The sequence below is a fragment of the Rossellomorea aquimaris TF-12 genome, from assembly GCF_001648555.1.
Taxonomy (GTDB): domain Bacteria; phylum Bacillota; class Bacilli; order Bacillales; family Bacillaceae_B; genus Rossellomorea; species Rossellomorea aquimaris.
In genome coordinates this window covers 24710-42583 of record NZ_LQXM01000021.1, presented here as the reverse complement: position 1 = coordinate 42583, position 17874 = coordinate 24710, and the positions used below count along the sequence as shown (strand labels likewise).

The 17874-nt window shown below is 35.5% G+C and carries 15 protein-coding genes; 11 read left to right on the top strand and 4 right to left on the bottom strand.

The window, feature by feature from the left end; genetic code table 11:
• The first annotated feature begins 81 nt into the window (after positions 1-81).
• The 4 genes from IQI_RS03810 to IQI_RS03795 all read left to right on the top strand — a co-directional run bounded on the left by IQI_RS03810 (position 82) and on the right by IQI_RS03795 (position 4551).
• Complete coding sequence (locus IQI_RS03810) at positions 82-264, top strand: hypothetical protein (RefSeq protein ID WP_064091411.1); 183 nt, start codon at positions 82-84, stop codon at positions 262-264.
• 124 nt (positions 265-388) lie between these two features.
• Positions 389-2314, top strand: coding sequence for an ATP-dependent DNA helicase (locus tag IQI_RS03805; RefSeq protein WP_064091410.1), 1926 nt, complete (start codon positions 389-391; stop codon positions 2312-2314).
• 226 nt (positions 2315-2540) lie between these two features.
• A complete protein-coding gene (locus IQI_RS03800) occupies positions 2541-4055 on the top strand; it encodes a carboxypeptidase M32 (RefSeq protein WP_064091409.1) in 1515 nt (504 codons plus the stop codon).
• Between the two features lie 25 nt (positions 4056-4080).
• Complete coding sequence (locus IQI_RS03795; protein ID WP_064091408.1) at positions 4081-4551, top strand: GyrI-like domain-containing protein; 471 nt, start codon at positions 4081-4083, stop codon at positions 4549-4551.
• 679 nt (positions 4552-5230) lie between these two features.
• Here IQI_RS03795 and IQI_RS03790 read toward each other — a convergent pair.
• Genes IQI_RS03790 through IQI_RS03780 form a run of 3 tightly spaced genes read right to left on the bottom strand, consistent with a single transcriptional unit; the run spans position 5231 to position 7529 of the window.
• Positions 5231-6880 carry a b(o/a)3-type cytochrome-c oxidase subunit 1 gene (locus tag IQI_RS03790; protein ID WP_064091407.1) on the bottom strand — a complete coding sequence of 550 codons (1650 nt, stop codon included), beginning with the start codon at positions 6878-6880 and terminating at the stop codon, positions 5231-5233.
• Position 6881: 1 nt separating this feature from the next.
• Entirely contained in the window at positions 6882-7358 is a 477-nt protein-coding gene (locus IQI_RS03785; protein WP_064091406.1) for a cupredoxin domain-containing protein, read from the bottom strand.
• A 21-nt stretch (positions 7359-7379) separates the two neighbouring features.
• On the bottom strand, positions 7380-7529 hold the full coding sequence (locus IQI_RS03780; protein ID WP_064091405.1) for a hypothetical protein: 150 nt from the start codon (positions 7527-7529) through the stop codon (positions 7380-7382).
• 408 nt (positions 7530-7937) lie between these two features.
• On the opposite strand from IQI_RS03780, the gene IQI_RS03775 reads away from it, so the two are divergent.
• Positions 7938-8708, top strand: coding sequence for an SDR family NAD(P)-dependent oxidoreductase (locus IQI_RS03775; protein WP_064091404.1), 771 nt, complete (start codon positions 7938-7940; stop codon positions 8706-8708).
• Between the two features lie 75 nt (positions 8709-8783).
• Here IQI_RS03775 and IQI_RS03770 read toward each other — a convergent pair whose 3' ends face one another.
• Positions 8784-9245: a chemotaxis protein CheX gene (locus IQI_RS03770; RefSeq protein WP_064091403.1), complete on the bottom strand. Its 462-nt coding sequence runs from the start codon at positions 9243-9245 to the stop codon at positions 8784-8786.
• Between the two features lie 240 nt (positions 9246-9485).
• Between IQI_RS03770 and IQI_RS03765 the strand changes: the two genes are divergently transcribed.
• The 6 genes from IQI_RS03765 to IQI_RS03745 all read left to right on the top strand — a co-directional run bounded on the left by IQI_RS03765 (position 9486) and on the right by IQI_RS03745 (position 17822).
• Positions 9486-10556, top strand: coding sequence for a type III polyketide synthase (locus tag IQI_RS03765; protein WP_064091402.1), 1071 nt, complete (start codon positions 9486-9488; stop codon positions 10554-10556).
• A complete protein-coding gene (locus tag IQI_RS03760; protein ID WP_064091401.1) occupies positions 10556-11122 on the top strand; it encodes an isoprenylcysteine carboxyl methyltransferase family protein in 567 nt (188 codons plus the stop codon). Before IQI_RS03765 ends, IQI_RS03760 begins: the two co-directional genes overlap by 1 nt.
• Before the next feature lie 101 nt (positions 11123-11223).
• Positions 11224-11394, top strand: a complete 171-nt coding sequence (locus tag IQI_RS20510; protein ID WP_156509831.1) for a hypothetical protein — start codon at positions 11224-11226, stop codon at positions 11392-11394.
• 642 nt (positions 11395-12036) lie between these two features.
• Positions 12037-15666 carry a dynamin family protein gene (locus IQI_RS03755; protein WP_064091400.1) on the top strand — a complete coding sequence of 1210 codons (3630 nt, stop codon included), beginning with the start codon at positions 12037-12039 and terminating at the stop codon, positions 15664-15666.
• Positions 15667-15867: 201 nt separating this feature from the next.
• The gene (locus tag IQI_RS03750; protein ID WP_064091399.1) at positions 15868-16704 is read left to right on the top strand and encodes a sulfurtransferase; all 837 of its coding nucleotides are present in this window, start codon (positions 15868-15870) and stop codon (positions 16702-16704) included.
• A gap of 221 nt (positions 16705-16925) precedes the next feature.
• Positions 16926-17822 (top strand): 5'-3' exonuclease, encoded by an 897-nt coding sequence (locus IQI_RS03745; RefSeq protein WP_064091398.1) that lies wholly within the window; start codon positions 16926-16928, stop codon positions 17820-17822.
• Positions 17823-17874 lie beyond the last annotated feature (52 nt).

Here is a 17874-nt window from a genome sequence, read left to right as displayed (position 1 = left end):
ATTCTAAATTATAAGAGCAATGAATATCCATTTCATTTCCTGCGTATAATAGATTTATCATTTTTCGAGGAGTGAATGAGAATGGAGCATACTTTGATGGATTATCAGAAGATCTATCAAGCATTGCAAAGTTCATTATCATCCATACAGATAGAAGAGGATGACAAGGACAATAATATTTATTTATCATTGCAGGAAGCAGCAAGAAATTTAAACCTGGCTTTTCAATATGAATTATTTGAACGAAATAATAAATATGATTGAGAAATTTCTATTGATAGGGACGTCCATACAAATGGTAGATTCACCTTCTGTATGGACGTCTCTTTTTCGTTTGATTCTAAATGAATTCTAGTAAATTAGTAATACTGTGTTGGAGGAGTCTTCTATGCGAAAAAAATTACCTTTTGATTTAACGAAAGAACAGTCCTTTTATGAGGCATTATCCGATTGGGTAGGAGATGTCTTCTATGATATCTTGCCTGAAAAAGGATTTGATTTGCGAGACGAACAGGTATTTATGGCCTTTCAATTAAATCAAGCCTATAAAAATAAACAAGTAATGTTTGCTGAAGCGGGGGTAGGAACAGGAAAAACCCTTGTGTATCTTTTATATGCATTATCCTATGCGAGATATACTGGCAAGCCAGCCATTATCGCCTGTGCAGATGAAACCCTTATTGAGCAGATCGTCAAAAAAGAAGGGGATATTCAAAAACTCGAAAATGCATTAGAACTGGATATTGATGTAAGGTTAGCGAAATCTAGAGAACAGTATCTTTGTATCAAAAAGCTAGAAGAGAAAGTGTCACATAAAGATGAGTTTCTATCCATGTGGGAGAAATTACCAGGATTTGTCCACGAAAACTCATCAATGAAAAGCTTTAACCACTATGGGGATCGAAAAGATTATCCTCATTTGTCAGATGAAGATTGGAATGAAGTAGGTTGGGACTCCCTGCAGGACTGTATGTCATGTGTATATCGGCATCGCTGTGGTCAAACCCTTCATAGAGAACATTATCGAAATGCAACAGATTTGATTATTTGCTCACATGATTTTTATATGGAGCATATTTGGACAAAAGACTCCAGAAAGCGTGAAGGGCAGTTACCACTGTTACCAGAAGCGAGCTCAGTCATATTCGATGAAGGACATTTGCTCGAGTTTGCTTCACAAAAAGCCATGACCTATCGAATGAGAATGGAAACCCTTGAGGGATTATTAGAGAAATTGTCTTCAGCAGATATGAGGGAAGAAACCCTTTATTTAATAGAAGATATTATGATAGATAATGAAAAGTGGTTCCATGCCCTTGAAAATGAAGCGAAGGCAGAAACAGGCTCAGTTCGTCAATATATTGCCCGATCGGAATCCGTTTTACAGCAAGGAAAAACGTTGACGACGAAAATCGAAAATTTGTTAAATGAGCTTGTATTTGAATCTGAAATGTACGTAATGGATGATTACTTATTAAAAGTGGTAGAAGAGTATTTAGAGCAAATTCAATATTCATTAAAGCTCTTTTTAGAAGATGAAAAAGGCATCTATTGGCTTGAAGCTTCTGAAGAAGAGCACACCTTTGTCGTTATGCCAAGATTAGTGGAGGAAATTTTAAAGAATCAGGTATTTTCTCAAAAGATCCCGTTTATCTTTTCGTCTGCAACCCTTTCTTATAATGGAGATTTTTCATATGTTTCACAATCCCTTGGAATAGAAAAGTATGAAAAGTTTTCTGTGGAGTCTCCTTATGACTATGAGGAAATGATGACAGCTTATTTACCAAAACTAGCAACTCATGAAGATTCGAAGCATGAATATGTCTTCAAAGAATTGAAAAAAAATGAAGGAAAGTCATTAATCCTTTTCTCATCAAAACAAGAAATGAATGAGTATAGAAAGTACCAGCACACTCAAAGTGAACAGAAATGGAAAGTAATATATGAAGGAGACCGAGAAATTAGCGATACAGTTGAAGAATTTCAAAAGGAAGTCTCAACAGTTCTTTGTTCCTATCATTTATGGGAAGGATTAGATGTGCCTGGAGAATCATTATCTCAAGTCATCATATTCTCACTTCCATTCCCTCCGAAAGACCCTGTGTTTGATGCTAAACGAAAGCATGCTCAGCATTCTTTGGAAGAGGTTGACATTCCCTATATGTTACTTCGATTAAGACAAGGAATTGGTCGTCTCATTCGGACAAGTGAAGACCATGGGGCGATTCACCTTTTATTGAATAAGGAAGAAAGCCAATTTAAAGAAAATGTCCAATCAGTATTACCGGTAAATATTGAATTAGTCAAAATGTAGTCATTTGAATGCCGCCCTTGAGGCGGTATTTTTTATTGGCTTAAGATTGTTGCATAGGTTCTTTCTACTAGAAATTCGGTTTAGGATAAATTTTGTTCCATCCCACATTGTTTGCTATAGGTAATGGTAGAACCCATCTGTGAATCTTTGGATTTCAAATCTATTTAATAAGCATTGTCAGAAAAATATGATAAAATAAAATGGATTCAATAAAGGGGGATTCAAGATGAAGAAAGACTTATTAGAAATGAAAAATAGTTTCTTAGATTATGTAAAGAAAATGTCAGCATACAATGAAGCACTAGGGTTAATGTTCTGGGACTTAAGAACAGGTGCTCCTAAAAATGGAGTGGAGCAACGATCTGAAGTAATTGGTCTGTTATCTTCAGATTTATTTGCCATGTCCACATCAAATGAAATGGCAGCTTATTTAGCTAAACTTTCTCCAGAGAAACAACAGTTAGATACGATGACACAAAAATTATTAGAAGAATGTCAAAAAGAATATGACAGAAACAAAAAAATCCCTGCCTCTGAATATAGAGAATACGTAGTTTTACAATCAAAAGCAGAAAGCGTATGGGAAGAAGCAAAGGACAAATATGACTTTAGCATGTTCCAACCTTACTTGGAGAAATTAGTGAGCTTTACAAAGCGTTTTATCGATTACTGGGGATATGAAAAAAATAAATATGACACTTTGCTTGATATGTATGAGCCTGGAGTAACAGTAGATGTATTGGATGAAGTATTTGGTGAGTTACGAGAAAAAATTGTTCCACTTGTACATCAAATTGCTGAAGCGAAAGAAAAACCTCAAACAGATTTTCTTTTTACAACATTCCCTAAAGTAAAGCAAAAAGAATTCAGTTTAAAAGTACTGGAACAAATGGGGTATGATTTTAACTCCGGCAGATTAGATGAAACGGTTCATCCCTTTGCCATTGGTTTAAATCCAGGAGATGTAAGGGTAACTACTAAGTATGATGAAAAAGATTGGAGGACAGCGGTATTTGGCACAATCCATGAAGGTGGTCATGCACTATATGAACAAAATATCTCAAAACAATTAGTGGGAACCCCTCTATGTACAGGAACATCCATGGGAATACATGAATCTCAATCCTTGTTCTATGAAAATTTTGTAGGGAGAAACTATTCGTTTTGGAAACAGAATTTTGAATTGCTTAAAGAATATTCCAACGGTCAATTTAATGATGTTGATCTCGATGTTTTTTACAAGGCGATCAATGAATCTAAGCCTTCCTTAATAAGAATTGAAGCGGATGAATTAACCTATGCATTACATATTATTATTCGTTATGAAATTGAAAAAGGATTGTTTAATGATGAAATTGAAGTAAAGGATCTTCCTGAAATTTGGAATCAAAAATATGAAGAGTATCTAGGTGTCCGACCTACCCATAATGGAGAAGGTGTTCTCCAAGACGTTCATTGGGCAGGAGGCAGCTTTGGTTACTTCCCTTCCTATGCATTAGGCTATATGTATGCAGCACAATTAAAAAGAGCAATGGTAAAGGATATTCCGAATTTTGAAGAATTATTAGCAGATGGAAATCTAACTCCGATCCAAGAATGGCTAACAAACAATGTCCATCAATGGGGCAAGATGAAAAAGCCACTTGAGATACTCCAGGAAGTTACGGGAGAAGGATTGAATGCAAAATACTTAGTAGAATACTTAACTGACAAGTATTCTACTGTATACTCACTGAATTAACCAAAAAATCTGGGAGGCTAAAAACATGGATATCACAATTAAGACTCTTGAAGACAAATTGCTTGTAGGAATGGCCTGGACCGGTCCTTATGGAAGAGGATCTGAAATCCCACTGTTATTTGCAAGATTTCAAGAGATGATTCCCACTATCCAACATCTAAGTGGAGACGCATGTATTTTAGCTCCTTTTCATGACAGAGCCACTGATTTTACTTATTATTGTACAGTAGAAGTTGATAGAGTCGAGCATCTTCATCCAGACTTAGTAGAACTTTCTCTTCCTGCTGGGGAATATGCTCATAGTCTATATGATGGAAATTCATCTGAAGTAGAACAGGCCTATTTTTCCATATTCAACTGGATCAAAGAAAATGGATATGAAAAAGATTACTCCCGATTGAGCGTTGAGAAGTATCTCGAACAGGATAGAGAAATCAACCAAACTCAAGAAAAAAGGAAATTAGAATTATTTGTTCCAATCAAAAAGAAATCATAATTTAAGAAAGAATTAAAGGAGTATGAAACCATTTAGGTTTCATACTCTTTTTTCTAGAGTCTTGGATAACCTTTGGTTTTAAATTAGAAATGTTATCAATGTTCACAGTGAAACGGATAAAAAGAAGATACGTACGGATAAATCAAATAGTTACGGATAAATCAACCAATCCAACGCGTAAATCAATCAAAGTACCTGATAAACAAAATCAAAGCAGAATCAAATAAGGGTCTGCTGAGGAAGACATATTAGAATTATTATCATTGTTCACAGTAAAACGGATAAAAGTGTAAATTCTACGGATAAAAGGAAGATACGTACGGATAAATCTAAATAGTTACGTATAAATCAACCAATCCAACGCGTAAATCAATCAAAGTACCTGATAAACAAAATCAAAGCAGAATCAAATAAGGGTCTGCTGAGGAAGACATATTAGAATTATTATCATTGTTCACAGTAAAAAGGATAAAAGTGTAAATTCTACGGATAAAAGGAAGATACGTACGGATAAATCTAAATAGTTACGTATAAATCAACCAATCCAACGCGTAAATCCAACCAAAGTAAATGATAAATTAACGAAACTAGTTCATTTTTAAGAAAAATATAAAAAAACAAAGCTACCAAAAGGCAAACCATGCCTTTCAAGTAGCTTTGTCTTGTTAAAACATTCGTCTTACCAAAGCTTATATCCTTTTGATCCAATTGGGCCGTTTTGTATCATATCCATGAATGGTACTGTGTAGGCAACTAAAATTAATGCAGCAAGAATGGTTAACCAAATTTTCCAATTCTCTAATGCCATTGGTGTTTTTTCAGCTGTCTCTGCTTTTTCTCCAACTGGGAATTCTTCTTCGCCTTTAGGTGCGAAGAAAGCAAGGTTAATAAAGATGTATAGAACTAGGATAATGCCAATGAACAAAATAGTACCTCCCACTGCCTGGGCAACTTGATAAGGAATCCAATCCATCGCCTGTTGTGCATCTCCATAAGTTGAGAAAGAAGAACGTCTAGGTGCACCTAGTAAACCAACAGCATGCATAGCTCCAGACATAATACCCATTCCAACAGTCCAAACAATTGCTTGGATAATGGCCACTTTGTTCATTGCTTTTGTTAATACTCTTCCTGTTAAATGTGGAACAAGCCAATAGGCGATTCCGAAGAAAGTTAACACGACTGAAGTTGCCAGGGTTAAGTGGAAGTGTCCCGTTACCCAAATCGTATTATGAATAACTTGGTTCATTTGGTTCGATGCATTGACAAGTCCACCAGCTCCAGCAGGGATGAATGCAACCATTCCAATAAATGGTACTGTAAAACGAGCGTCTCCCCAAGGTAACTTTTTAAACCAACCAAATAATCCAGTGGCTCCTTTAGATCGTCCGTACATTTCAAATGTGGCAAATAAAGAAAACGCCGTCATTAAAGATGGAATGACAACCATAAAGGTTAAGATAACTTGTAAAAACTTCCAATACGCATCAATTCCTGGTTCAACAAGCTGGTGATGAAAACCAACTGGTATTGAGAATAGTAGGAATAGGATGAATGAGAGTCTTGCAAGAGAATCTGAAAAAATCTTTGCACCGATAATTTTTGGAATGATTACATACCATGCCATATAGGCAGGTAATAACCAGAAATAAACGAGTGGATGACCGAAATACCAGAAGAGAGTTCTACTTACAAGAATATCCACTCTTTCAACCAGACCAAGTGACCATGGAAGAAGCTGAAATAATACAGTTCCAGCAACTCCTAAGGTAGCAACAATCCATAGCACCGTATTGATGATTGCCATGAAAGTTAACAAAGGACTTGGTTGACCAGGATTCTGTTTTCTCCATTCTACATATTTCATAATCATAGCTGTTCCGCCTAACCAGCTACCAACGACAACGAATGTAAGACCTAGATAGAAGATCCAGTGAGCTTGTAAAGGAGCATAAAAAGTGTAAAGAACAGTAGCTTCATTTAAGAGAATCATAACAGCTGCCATCCCGGTTCCTAAGAGCATAACCCAGAAGCCTAACCATCCGAATAAACGTGATTTACTGGAATAAGTACCGGATGTTCTAGAAATGGCCGCATGCTGAAAGCCTAAAATAAAAAATGTCGTAAGGACGAGGCCTAATAAGACTCCGTGCACTGTTAACACTTGATAATAGCCAATTCCTGCGGGTAAAGTAAATCTTCCTGAACGAACTAATACTTGTAAAAGTCCGGCTAACCCACCTAGTGCCAGTGCTATAAAACCAACATAAATATGTGCCATGGCTAATTTAGAGTCTTTAGAGTCAACTTTGACAAAGGCATTATTCATGTTATTCCACCACCTTAATCATTGATTTCATTGTGTGGTGCCCAACACCACAATATTCATTACATACAATGAGGAATTCCCCGGTTTTATCTAAAGTTGTTGTGTATTCACTGATAAATCCAGGCTCAAGCATCATGTTAATGTTTGTCCCAGCTACCTCGAAGCCGTGAACTACATCTTTTGTAGTAGCAATAACTTTTAATGTAGACCCTTTAGGTATTTCAACTTCTCCAGGGTTATAAAAGAAAGCTGAAGCTACAAAAACTAATTCATAATCCCAGTCTTTTCCTTCCACCTTTTTTAAACCAGGCTCATTAAAAGGGGCAATTTGATCCACTTGCTCAGGGTTCACATAAGCCTTTGCGCTTGGAGGCTGATGTCCTTGATGAAAAGCGCTTATACCTAAAATAATTAAAAATAAAATAAGAGACCCAGTACCTAGAGTTAACCACCATTTTTCATAACGATGCATATGCATGTTAAATCCACTCCTTCAATGTTAAAAACGATTAATAAATAATAAGAAAACACCTAACCAGGTTAGGACCAAGAAACCACCTAGAATTAAAACCGAAGCGAAAGTACCTTTTAAAGATGAAGAGTCCTCGACTTTAATTTGAGTTTTTTGATTCATTTGCGGTTTGGCCATCTTGCTCACTCCTTCCACCAAATGGATAACGTTTTGTTATCACTATCATAAAGGTGTAAACCATTCTAATCTGTGATAAATATCACAGGTTGTATATGAATTTGTGAAATAAATGTGAAGTTCCACCTATTTTTCTACCTTTTTGCAACAGTTAAGAATGTCGGCATAGAATAAAAGAAAAAATGGATGGAAGAGGTATAGTATGGAGATGTTCTATTGTAAAAAGTGTTGCCAGTTGTATCATGAGATGACAGTATGTTCCCAATGTAAAGTAAGAGTGGAGACGAAACTTTTAATAAAAGTACACAATCAGAACTCTAAGAAAACGAAATAATAAGTTATGAAATTAATATGAATTAGAATTATGTTAAAATAAAGGAGATTACTAAATGAATAGGGGTGTCAGAATTGTATTTACCTTCATTTTCGTTGGAAAATAAACTTGCCGTTGTCACCGGTGCAGGTAGGGGAATTGGACAAGCTCTCAGTATAGGAATAGCGGAGGCTGGAGGAGATGTAGTCCTCTTATCAAGAACAAAAGATGACTTAGAAAAGACGGCAGCTACTATAAGAGGGATTGGACGTAAAGCATATGTTTTACCTACAGATGTTACAATTAGAGAAGATATTCAAAATGTAGTGAAGTACATAGAAACACAAGGGTTAACCATAGATATCTTAATAAATAATGCAGGGATGAATATTCGTTCCAGTGCTCTGGACGTGACTGATGAAGAATGGCAGACGATAATGGATACAAATCTGAAGTCGGCTTTTATGATGAGTCAGGAAATAGGTAAACACATGAAAGAGCAAAATAAAGGGAAAATAATAAATATCGCTTCAGTAGCCGGTCATGTTGCGTTACGGACAGGAGTCGTTTATGCCTCAACAAAGGCTGCAATGATTCAAATGACAAAAGTATTAGCGTTGGAATGGGGAAAATACAATATTAATGTAAATAGTATAGGTCCGTGGTATTTTAAAACACCTTTAACAGAAAAGCTCCTTCAAGATGAAGAGTATGTAAATGAAATCCTCGCTGTTACTCCTTTAAAGAGAATAGGAGATTTGAAAGAATTAGTAGGACCAGCTGTATTTCTTTCGTCAGATGCAGGAAACTATGTTAGTGGTCAAACTTTATTTGTAGATGGCGGCATGACTATTAATGGTTTTTAATGAATTTCTATAAAACAAGGCAAGGATCACTTTGTAATGATCCTTGCCTTGTTTTATAGAAATAAAAGTCGATTTTTATCCTATATTCTCTTCGATCATGAGAATAACCAGGAATCCTCCCACATTTTCAATAACGATAGGAAGCTTTATAGCTTTATCAAAACCATACATCTTTGATTGTCCTACAATGACGGTTGGAGGTGTTATATCTACACTATGTCCTGCCTGGGCAAGTATGGTGGCTAGATTTCCTGCAATCATATTCCCTAGTTCACCAGCGAAGGATTCTAGCATGGCACCGTCTAATGGCATTCCAAACATGGAGGCTCCAAGACCTTGAAAGCTTTCTTCCTCACCATCAATAATGATTCTGCCCCTAAAATCTCCTGTCATCCCAATTAGAACACCTATTTTATGCTGACTAAATGGCTCATTTAATACTAAAGGTGCTGAAACACTAACAGAAAGAGGGATAACACTTTTAATTGCTTGAATGGAACTATTTAAAATATCTGTGACACTTTTTGTTAGGCTCATGTCGAATCCTCCAATATTTTGTCACAATTATCATACCATATTACCTAGGATAAAAGAATGGTATGATGGTATTTTTTAATGTTTTATTACCTATATGAAAATTGATTTTATGAGTAAATCCTCATAGAGTGATTAACTGTTAAGGCTGTTTTATATAAATAAAAATCGAGAGAGACCTTCACATATTTTGTTCGTTTTTGGAAAAGCTACCCTTACATGGAAATGTGAGGAGCGAGTCATATGCCTAAAGTTCTCTCTGTCGAAACGGAAGTTCCCAAATATAAAATTACCCAATCTGAAGCAGCTGAATTTGCAAAGAATCTATTTTCAGAAAATTTCAAGGATATCGGCAGACTTCTTTCTGTATTTCAAAACGGTGAAATTGAAAGTCGTTATTTTGTTAATCCATTGGAATGGTTTTCAGAAAATCATTCGTTTCAAGAAAAAAATGATTTATTTATTCAATATGCCGTCGAACTAGGTAGTGAAGCTGTCAAAAAATGTTTACAACGTAACGATTCTGCCTTTGATGAAATTGACGCTATTTTTACCATTAGTACATCAGGTTTATCCACTCCAAGTATCGAAGCAAGAATCATGAATGTTCTTCCATTTCCCGCTCATGTAAAGCGAATTCCCATTTGGGGTTTAGGGTGTGCAGGGGGAGCAAGTGGACTATCAAGAGCATATGAATACTGCTTAGCCTTTCCGAGGGCTAATGTACTGGTTCTTTCAATTGAGCTATGCTCCTTAACCTTTCAGCATGGAGACCGGTCAAAGAGCAATTTGATCGGTACATCTCTATTTGCAGATGGTGTTGCCTGTGCCTTAGTTTGTGGGGATGACAGTAATGCATTAGTATCCAAACAAGAGCCTTTGCCTTCAATTTTCGCTACTCAGTCTACCTTATTAAGAGACTCTTTAGATGTTATGGGGTGGGAAGTAAAGAATGAAGGAATGTACGTAGTATTTTCAAAACATATTCCAACTCTTGTTGAGAAATGGTTGAGACCCAACGTAGAGGAGTTCATTGAATCAAATGGAATAAGCTTAAAAGATATCAAGCATTTTGTTGCCCATCCAGGTGGAAAGAAAGTGATTGAAGCCTATCAAGAAGCATTAGGGATGGATGAAGAAATGACAAAAGTATCAATGAATGTTCTGAAAGAGTTTGGGAACATGTCGTCTGTCACGATTTTTTATGTACTTAAAGAATTTATGAAAAAAGGCTGCAATAAGGGAGATATTGGGTTAGGTACAGCTCTGGGTCCGGGCTTTAGTTCAGAATTATTGTTGATGAGGTGGGAATAATGACGTATTTCATCCTGTTTTTTACCGTTCTCGTCATTCAACGGATTGTAGAATTAATAATTGCAAAAACGAATGAAAAATGGATGAAAGAAAATGGTGCCATTGAATATGGACAAAAGCATTATAAATTTATGGTGATGATTCATTTTGCTTTCTTTGTTTCATTATTAATAGAAGGGGGGATGTTTAACGCAGGTGTTCATTCCCAATGGCCATTATTATTGTCCATTTTTTTGTTGACACAAATCGGAAGAATATGGGTGATTTATTCCCTTGGGAGGTACTGGAACACAAAAATTATTGTCCTTCCAAAGGCAAATGTCATTTCAACGGGTCCTTTTAAGTATGTTAAACATCCCAATTATGTCATTGTAACAATTGAATTAATCATTATTCCGTTATTATTTAATGCCTATTGGACATTATGTATCTTCGCATTATTAAATCAAATCATATTAGCTATTCGAATACCATTAGAAGAGCGAGCTCTTAAAAAGGAAACCAATTATAATCATGTTCACTTCAATACTAAAGGGTGGATTCCTATGTTTAAAAAAGAAAAATAAATTTCTTATTGAAAACGATTATCATTTCTGATAAGATTCTAATTGAAGATGAAAATTATTCTCAATCAATTAAAATAATGATAAAAAGGGTGGGGACATAAATGGTATGGTCATTAATATTGCTCACAGCTTTAACGTATGCGTTCGTCATGAAGCATGTATTATCAAACGTAATGAAGGATCAGAATAAAGTTGAAAAAGTACGCTCTTTCAAGGGGCATTCAAGATCTTTTGTTCAATCAAAACTTATCCCAACTGAAACCACCAGATAGATATATAATGAATAACCAACTGTAAGAGCTTGGATAAATATCCAAGCTCTTTTGTTTTGCTCAATTGATGTATTCTTTTTGTAAAAAACAATGATTAAATTGAAAATCGTCCTTGTAAGTTGATAAATGTACCTGTAACATTTTTCTCTAAGTTCACTTTATTTTTATGTGCTTCTTCTTCTCCAAATAATTCTAAGGCTTCTGCCACAATGTCTAACTCAGGATTCCTACTTCAACGTTTTTATATAGACCTCCCTTTCTTTACACAATCAAAATTTATAATTCATTCGTAAAATACAATAATTATTTCTTCTCTAATTGTTTAACATTAATTCCTAAAAAGTTTTTACATTGGTGATTCATTTCTAGTGTAGAAATCTTTAGATCGGTAATGTTATTTCTGATTATTGTTATGGGGATGTTTAGACTAATGTCGCAAAAAGTGGGTTAGGAGAGACCTGCCGTCGGAGTGTGGGGACTTCGAAGTCATCCGACCTGGCAAAAAAGTCACTTTTGCTAGAATTAACATCAACAAGGTTTGGCAATATACTTTAAAAGAATGGATTTCATAGAGAAATTTTATGAAGTACGGTAAAATATAAGCGCTATCAACTTTTATATAAACAGAAAGGGTTACGTTCAATGAGCCATACAAATCAAGAGACTATCCATATACATCATACAATTCAACATCTTGCTGCCTGCCAAGAGATATTCCTCCAAGCTGGAGATGAAGATCGATCATTAAAGGTTGAGAGGCTTGCCAAAAAACTGAACGATCGTGAGTTCATATTGGCGTTTTGTGGACATTTTTCAGCAGGTAAATCAACCATGATTAATCATTTAATGGGAGAAGAAATATTACCTTCAAGTCCTATACCTACAAGTGCTAATTTAGTCAAAGTTCATCAATCTCAAGAGGATTTTGCCAAGGTTCATTATCATCATGATAAACCTCTTTATTTTAAAGAACCTTATGATTTTTCTACTATAAAAGACTTTTGTAAAAATGGTGAAGAGGTGTACTCTATTGAAATCGGAAGAAGTAGAGGTGATATGCCTGAAGGTGTTTCGGTTCTTGACACTCCGGGAGTAGACAGTACTGATGATGCTCACAAGCTTTCAACTGAATCGGCCATTCACTTAGCAGATGCCGTCTTTTATGTAATGGACTATAATCACGTGCAATCTCAAGTTAATTTTGAATTTACTAGGGAATTAACTCGCCATGGGGTCAAGCTTTATTTGGTCATCAATCAAATTGATAAACATCAAGAAGAAGAGTTAACTTTTTCTCAATTTAAGGAAGGGGTTAAAAATTCGTTTGCAGCTTGGGGGGTTATTCCAGATCAGTTTTTCTTTACTAGTTTAAAGAATTCTCAATATCCTGAGAATGACTTAACTCATCTAGAGCAATTAATTCATGAGCAAGTTCAGCATAAGGAAGACCTTATGGAAAGGTCCGCTGAGGCAGCTATATCTCAATTAATAGACGAGCATGAGCAATGGTTCAACGAACAATTAGACTCAATTATAGAAAATGGAAAAGATGTTCTGACTGAACAAGATTGGGAAAACAAAGAAAGCTTACTGCAAGAAGAGAAAGATTTAATGGAAAAGCTCCATGAGAATAATGTTCAATTTGCCAAAAAACAATTTGAAGAAGAAAGAAGTAAAATTCTTAAAAATGCCTATTTAATGCCATTTGAAATAAGAGATTTAGCTAAAGAATTTCTTGAAAGCAGACAATCGGATTTTAAGGTTGGATTTCTTTTTTCTAAAGGAAAGACTGAAGAAGAAAAAAGCGCTCGGCTTAATCGTTTTATGGATGAACTAAATAATCAAATCCAATCTCAAATTGATTGGCATTTAAAAACTTTAGGCAAGTCATTCCTAAAACAATACAATCTATCATCATCAGAATTCGTAACCGTTTGGGATCAATTATCTCTTGAAGTAAAAGGTCAGTATCTTATTGGTTTAATCAAACCAGGTGCAAAGGTAAACGGAGATTATGTTCTTCAATACTGTGACAATCTTGCAGAGGATATCAAAAAACAGGCTAGAATGTTAACCAACGAATTAATGGATCGAATGCTGCAAGACATAAAAAATCAGACAGAGGGTAAGAATCGGGCTCAAGAAGCAAAGCTTCACCAGCTACAAAAAAAGACAGCTTATTTATATAAGTGGATTCTTATAGATGAAGAAAAGAGAAACCAATTAAACAATCTAATTAACTTACAAATGCCGTATTCAAATAGCCTTAACAATACGATTCAGAATTGGAAGGATAAGTGGTATGAACAGGAAACAGAGTATCGAGTCGTTTCTGAATTTAAACCAAAAGTAGAGATAGAGCCAGATAAAACAAAAGTCAAAGAAACGATTGTCCAACCTGCACAAAATGAAACTCCATCATTAGAAAATGTCATAAACCGTTTAGAATCAATGACAAATGTATTTAGAAATACAAAAGGTTTTAGTAATATGGCGGATATTCTAGATAGAAAGAAAAAGAGGTTGTCTAACCAATCCTTTACAATTGCTTTGTTTGGAGCATTTAGTGCAGGTAAATCTTCATTTGCAAATGCATTGTTAGGTAAGAAGGTATTACCTGTTAGTCCTAATCCGACAACTGCATCCATAAATCGAATTATGCCCGTATCAGAAAACCATTACCATGAAACAGCTGATGTCAAAATAAAATCAAGAGAACAATTATTTCAGGACATCAGTCATTCCCTTTCTCATTTTAATCAATCGATTAGTGGATTGAAGGAAGCCATTGAAATCATTCCAACCCTATTAGAAAAGGAAGATGGAAACGGGAAAGAAAAGGTACATCTTTCTTTTCTTAAAGCCTTTTATGATGGGTATGAGCGTTTTCAAAGCTTACTAGGATCGACAGTAAATGCCAACCTCCAGCAATATCAAGGGTTTGTAGCAGATGAAACCCAGTCATGCTTTGTTGAGTCTATTGATCTGTATTATGATTGTGATGTGACCAGACAAGGTATTACATTGGTAGATACACCAGGAGCGGATTCAATCAATGCAAGACATACTGGCGTTGCTTTTGAGTATATAAAAGATGCAGATGCTATATTATTTGTTACTTATTATAATCACGCTTTTGCCAAAGCAGATCGTGAGTTTCTAATCCAATTAGGGAGAGTAAAGGATACCTTCGAATTAGATAAAATGTTTTTTGTAGTTAATGCTATTGACCTGGCTAAGGATGATGAGGAGAAACAGGAAGTCTTATCCTACGTTGAATCCCAACTCGTTCAATATGGAATCAGATTCCCAAGAATCTATGGTGTATCTTCTCTGCAAGCACTTAAGAATCCAAATGATTCAAACTCTGGATTAAACATTTTTCAGGAGGATTTTCAATCCTTTATACAGAATGAATTGGTAAGTATGAGTGTTAAGTCTGCATTAAATGAGTGGGAGCGGGGAGTAAAAAGATTCGAGCATTTTATCGATATGGCCTCAAGTGATAAAAACAATAAAAAAGTAAAAATACAAAAGCTTATGGAAGCAAAATCAAATCTTACTCTACTTATTGCAAAAAGGACAACAGAATCATTGGAAATTGAAATACATCAGGAAGTTTCAGAGCTTGTTCATTATGTTAAGCAGCGTGTGTTTTATCGTGTATCTGATTTTTATAAAGAAGCTTTTCACTCTGGACTTTTTGTAAAGTACTCTAATCATTCCATTGCCATTGAAGAAGGGATAAAAGAGTTCATTCACAGTATTGGATTTGATTTATCTCAAGAAATGAGAGCTACTTCTTTACGGGTCGAGCAATATATTCAAAATCAATTAGATTTTCATTGGAATGAGCTTGAAGAACACATTAAAGAATGGGAAATGGATATCGTCTTATCTCCTCAAGACGTTGAAGCTGCAAAAACAATACAATTTGATAATGCATTTAAAAATGAAGACATAGGTTATTTTGAAAAAGCCTTCACTTCTTTTAAAAATCCTAAGCAATTCTTTGAAAAAGGTGGAAAAAAGAGCATTCAGGAAAAATTAGAACAATTACTTTCTGAACCTACAGATGAATATTTAAACAATGAGAAAGATCGATTGAACAACTGGGGAAGTGACTATCTAAACAAACAGTTTAACAGAATGAAAGATGAAATTACTCATCAAGTGAACGATCAAATCAATGCGAATATAGACGCCTTGGAAACGGTACAAGATATTAAAAAACTTCAAAGAAACTTTGAAATACTAAAGAATTCTAAGTAAAAGCAGGTGAATGTTATTGTCTAATCCCTTTCACTGTTGCGCTACCTGTATTCATATTAAAGGAATGAAAGGAGACACCCATCAAAAGACAAGCTATTATTGTACGCGATTAGGATACGAGACTAAAACGACGTATCAATTTTCTTGTTGGGAGCCTAAAGATGCTGTTAAAATCCTGATGAAGAAGAAGGGGTTGAAGTAATGAAGTATGTTAAGGATATCCACTGGTTAAAAGGGAACATTGATAAAGCTCATGTCAAAGTGCTTGATTGTCGATTTTCGTTAAAAAATCCAATTGAAGGGCGTAAACAATACGCGGTAGAACATATACCTGGTGCTGTGTACTTCGACCTTGAAAAGGACTTGTCAGGACATATAAAAAAGCATGGTGGAAGACATCCCCTTCCGAATATGAAAAATTTCCTGAGAAAAATAGAAGAAGCAGGAATTGAAAACGACACAACAATTATTGCTTATGATTTCAATGAAGGGGCTTATGCAGGCAGGTGCTGGTGGCTATTCAGGTACTTAGGTCATAAAAATGTTTATGTCCTAAACGGAGGCATCAAAGCCTGGAAGGAAGCCGGATTCACTACGGATTCTATTGTTCCCACTTATCGGCCAACAAGCTATAAACCATCTTTCAATGAAAAAATTGTAAGTTCCCAGGAAGAAATAAAAGGGGCTTTAAACGGAGCAAGGAATGTAACAATCATTGATTCCCGGAATAAAGAAAGATATCTCGGTATTGAAGAACCTATTGACCGTATCCCTGGGCATATACCAGGAGCAATAAACGCGCCATGGACAGAAGGAGTTCAAGGTGGTTACTTTTTAAGTGTAGAAGAACAGAAGAAACGATTTGAGCACTTGAATAAAAATGAGCCTGTCATTGTTTATTGCGGGTCAGGTGTAACGGCAACACCTAACTTTATGGCTCTTGAAGAGGCTGGGTTTCAAGACGTGAAATTATACGTTGGCAGTTATAGTGATTGGGTTTCATACGAGGGAAACAGAGTGGAAAAGAAATCTCAATGATATCCTACAGGTGAAATGGACCTAGCAAATAGACAGCATCCTGGAACTGCAAACAACGATAGAAACATAGTTTATGAAAATAACCAAACCAAAAAACAGATGAATCACTGGAAGAGATTCATCTGTTTTCCAAATGGAGAACGAGCTTATTTGTGATATACTTCTATTGGTATCATTAGAAATGTACGAGTGATTAAGAAATGGTTTGGGGAGTGGATGTTTTGGAAAAAAATGAGCATTTATTACTGATAGATGGAATGGCATTATTATTTCGATCTTTTTTTGCTACGGCAGTTACAGGACAATTTATGATGAATTCAAAAGGGTTGCCAACGAATGGTGTACAAGGGTTTATGAAACACTTATTAATGGCAACAGAGCATGTGAAACCCTCTCACATTATGGTGTGCTGGGACATGGGAAGTAAAACGTTCCGTAACGAAGTGTACAATGATTATAAATCAAATCGTAATGCTCCACCTGTTGAACTAATCCCGCAATTTGATTTAGCGAAGGAAGTTGCTGAAGGGTTTAGCCTTTCCAATGTTGGTGTAGTTGGATACGAGGCAGATGATTGTATTGGAACTTTAGCAAAGGCTCACCATAAGGAACGAAAAGTATCAGTTCTTAGCGGTGATCAAGACCTCTTACAACTATTAGATGATGATATTGAGATCATGCTTCTTAAAAAAGGGTTCGGAAACTATCAAACATACTCAAAAGATCTCTTTATTGAAGAAAAAGGAATCACACCTCAGCAATTTATCGATGTAAAGGCCTTAATGGGAGATTCGAGTGACGGATATCCTGGTGTGAAAGGTATCGGTGAGAAAACGGCTGTGAAACTCATCCAACAATTTGACGATATTGATGGAATATTAAATAATTTAGATAAATTAACGCCTTCTCAACGAAAAAAGATAGAAGGTGACTTAGATATGCTTCATGTGTCTAGAAAGTTAGCAGAAATTCATTGTGAAGTTCCTCTGTCAGTTTCATTCCAAGATGCAAAATGGAACAATGTATCTCAGGAGACAATGACAGTTGTCGAAGAATTAGAATTGAAAGTCCTAAGAAGATACTTAATAACTGCCAATGTCATGGTGGCATCTAGTTAATATTAAGTTCTCTCTGGAAAATGATTGGATCTGAATTCCTTCATGCAAAGTG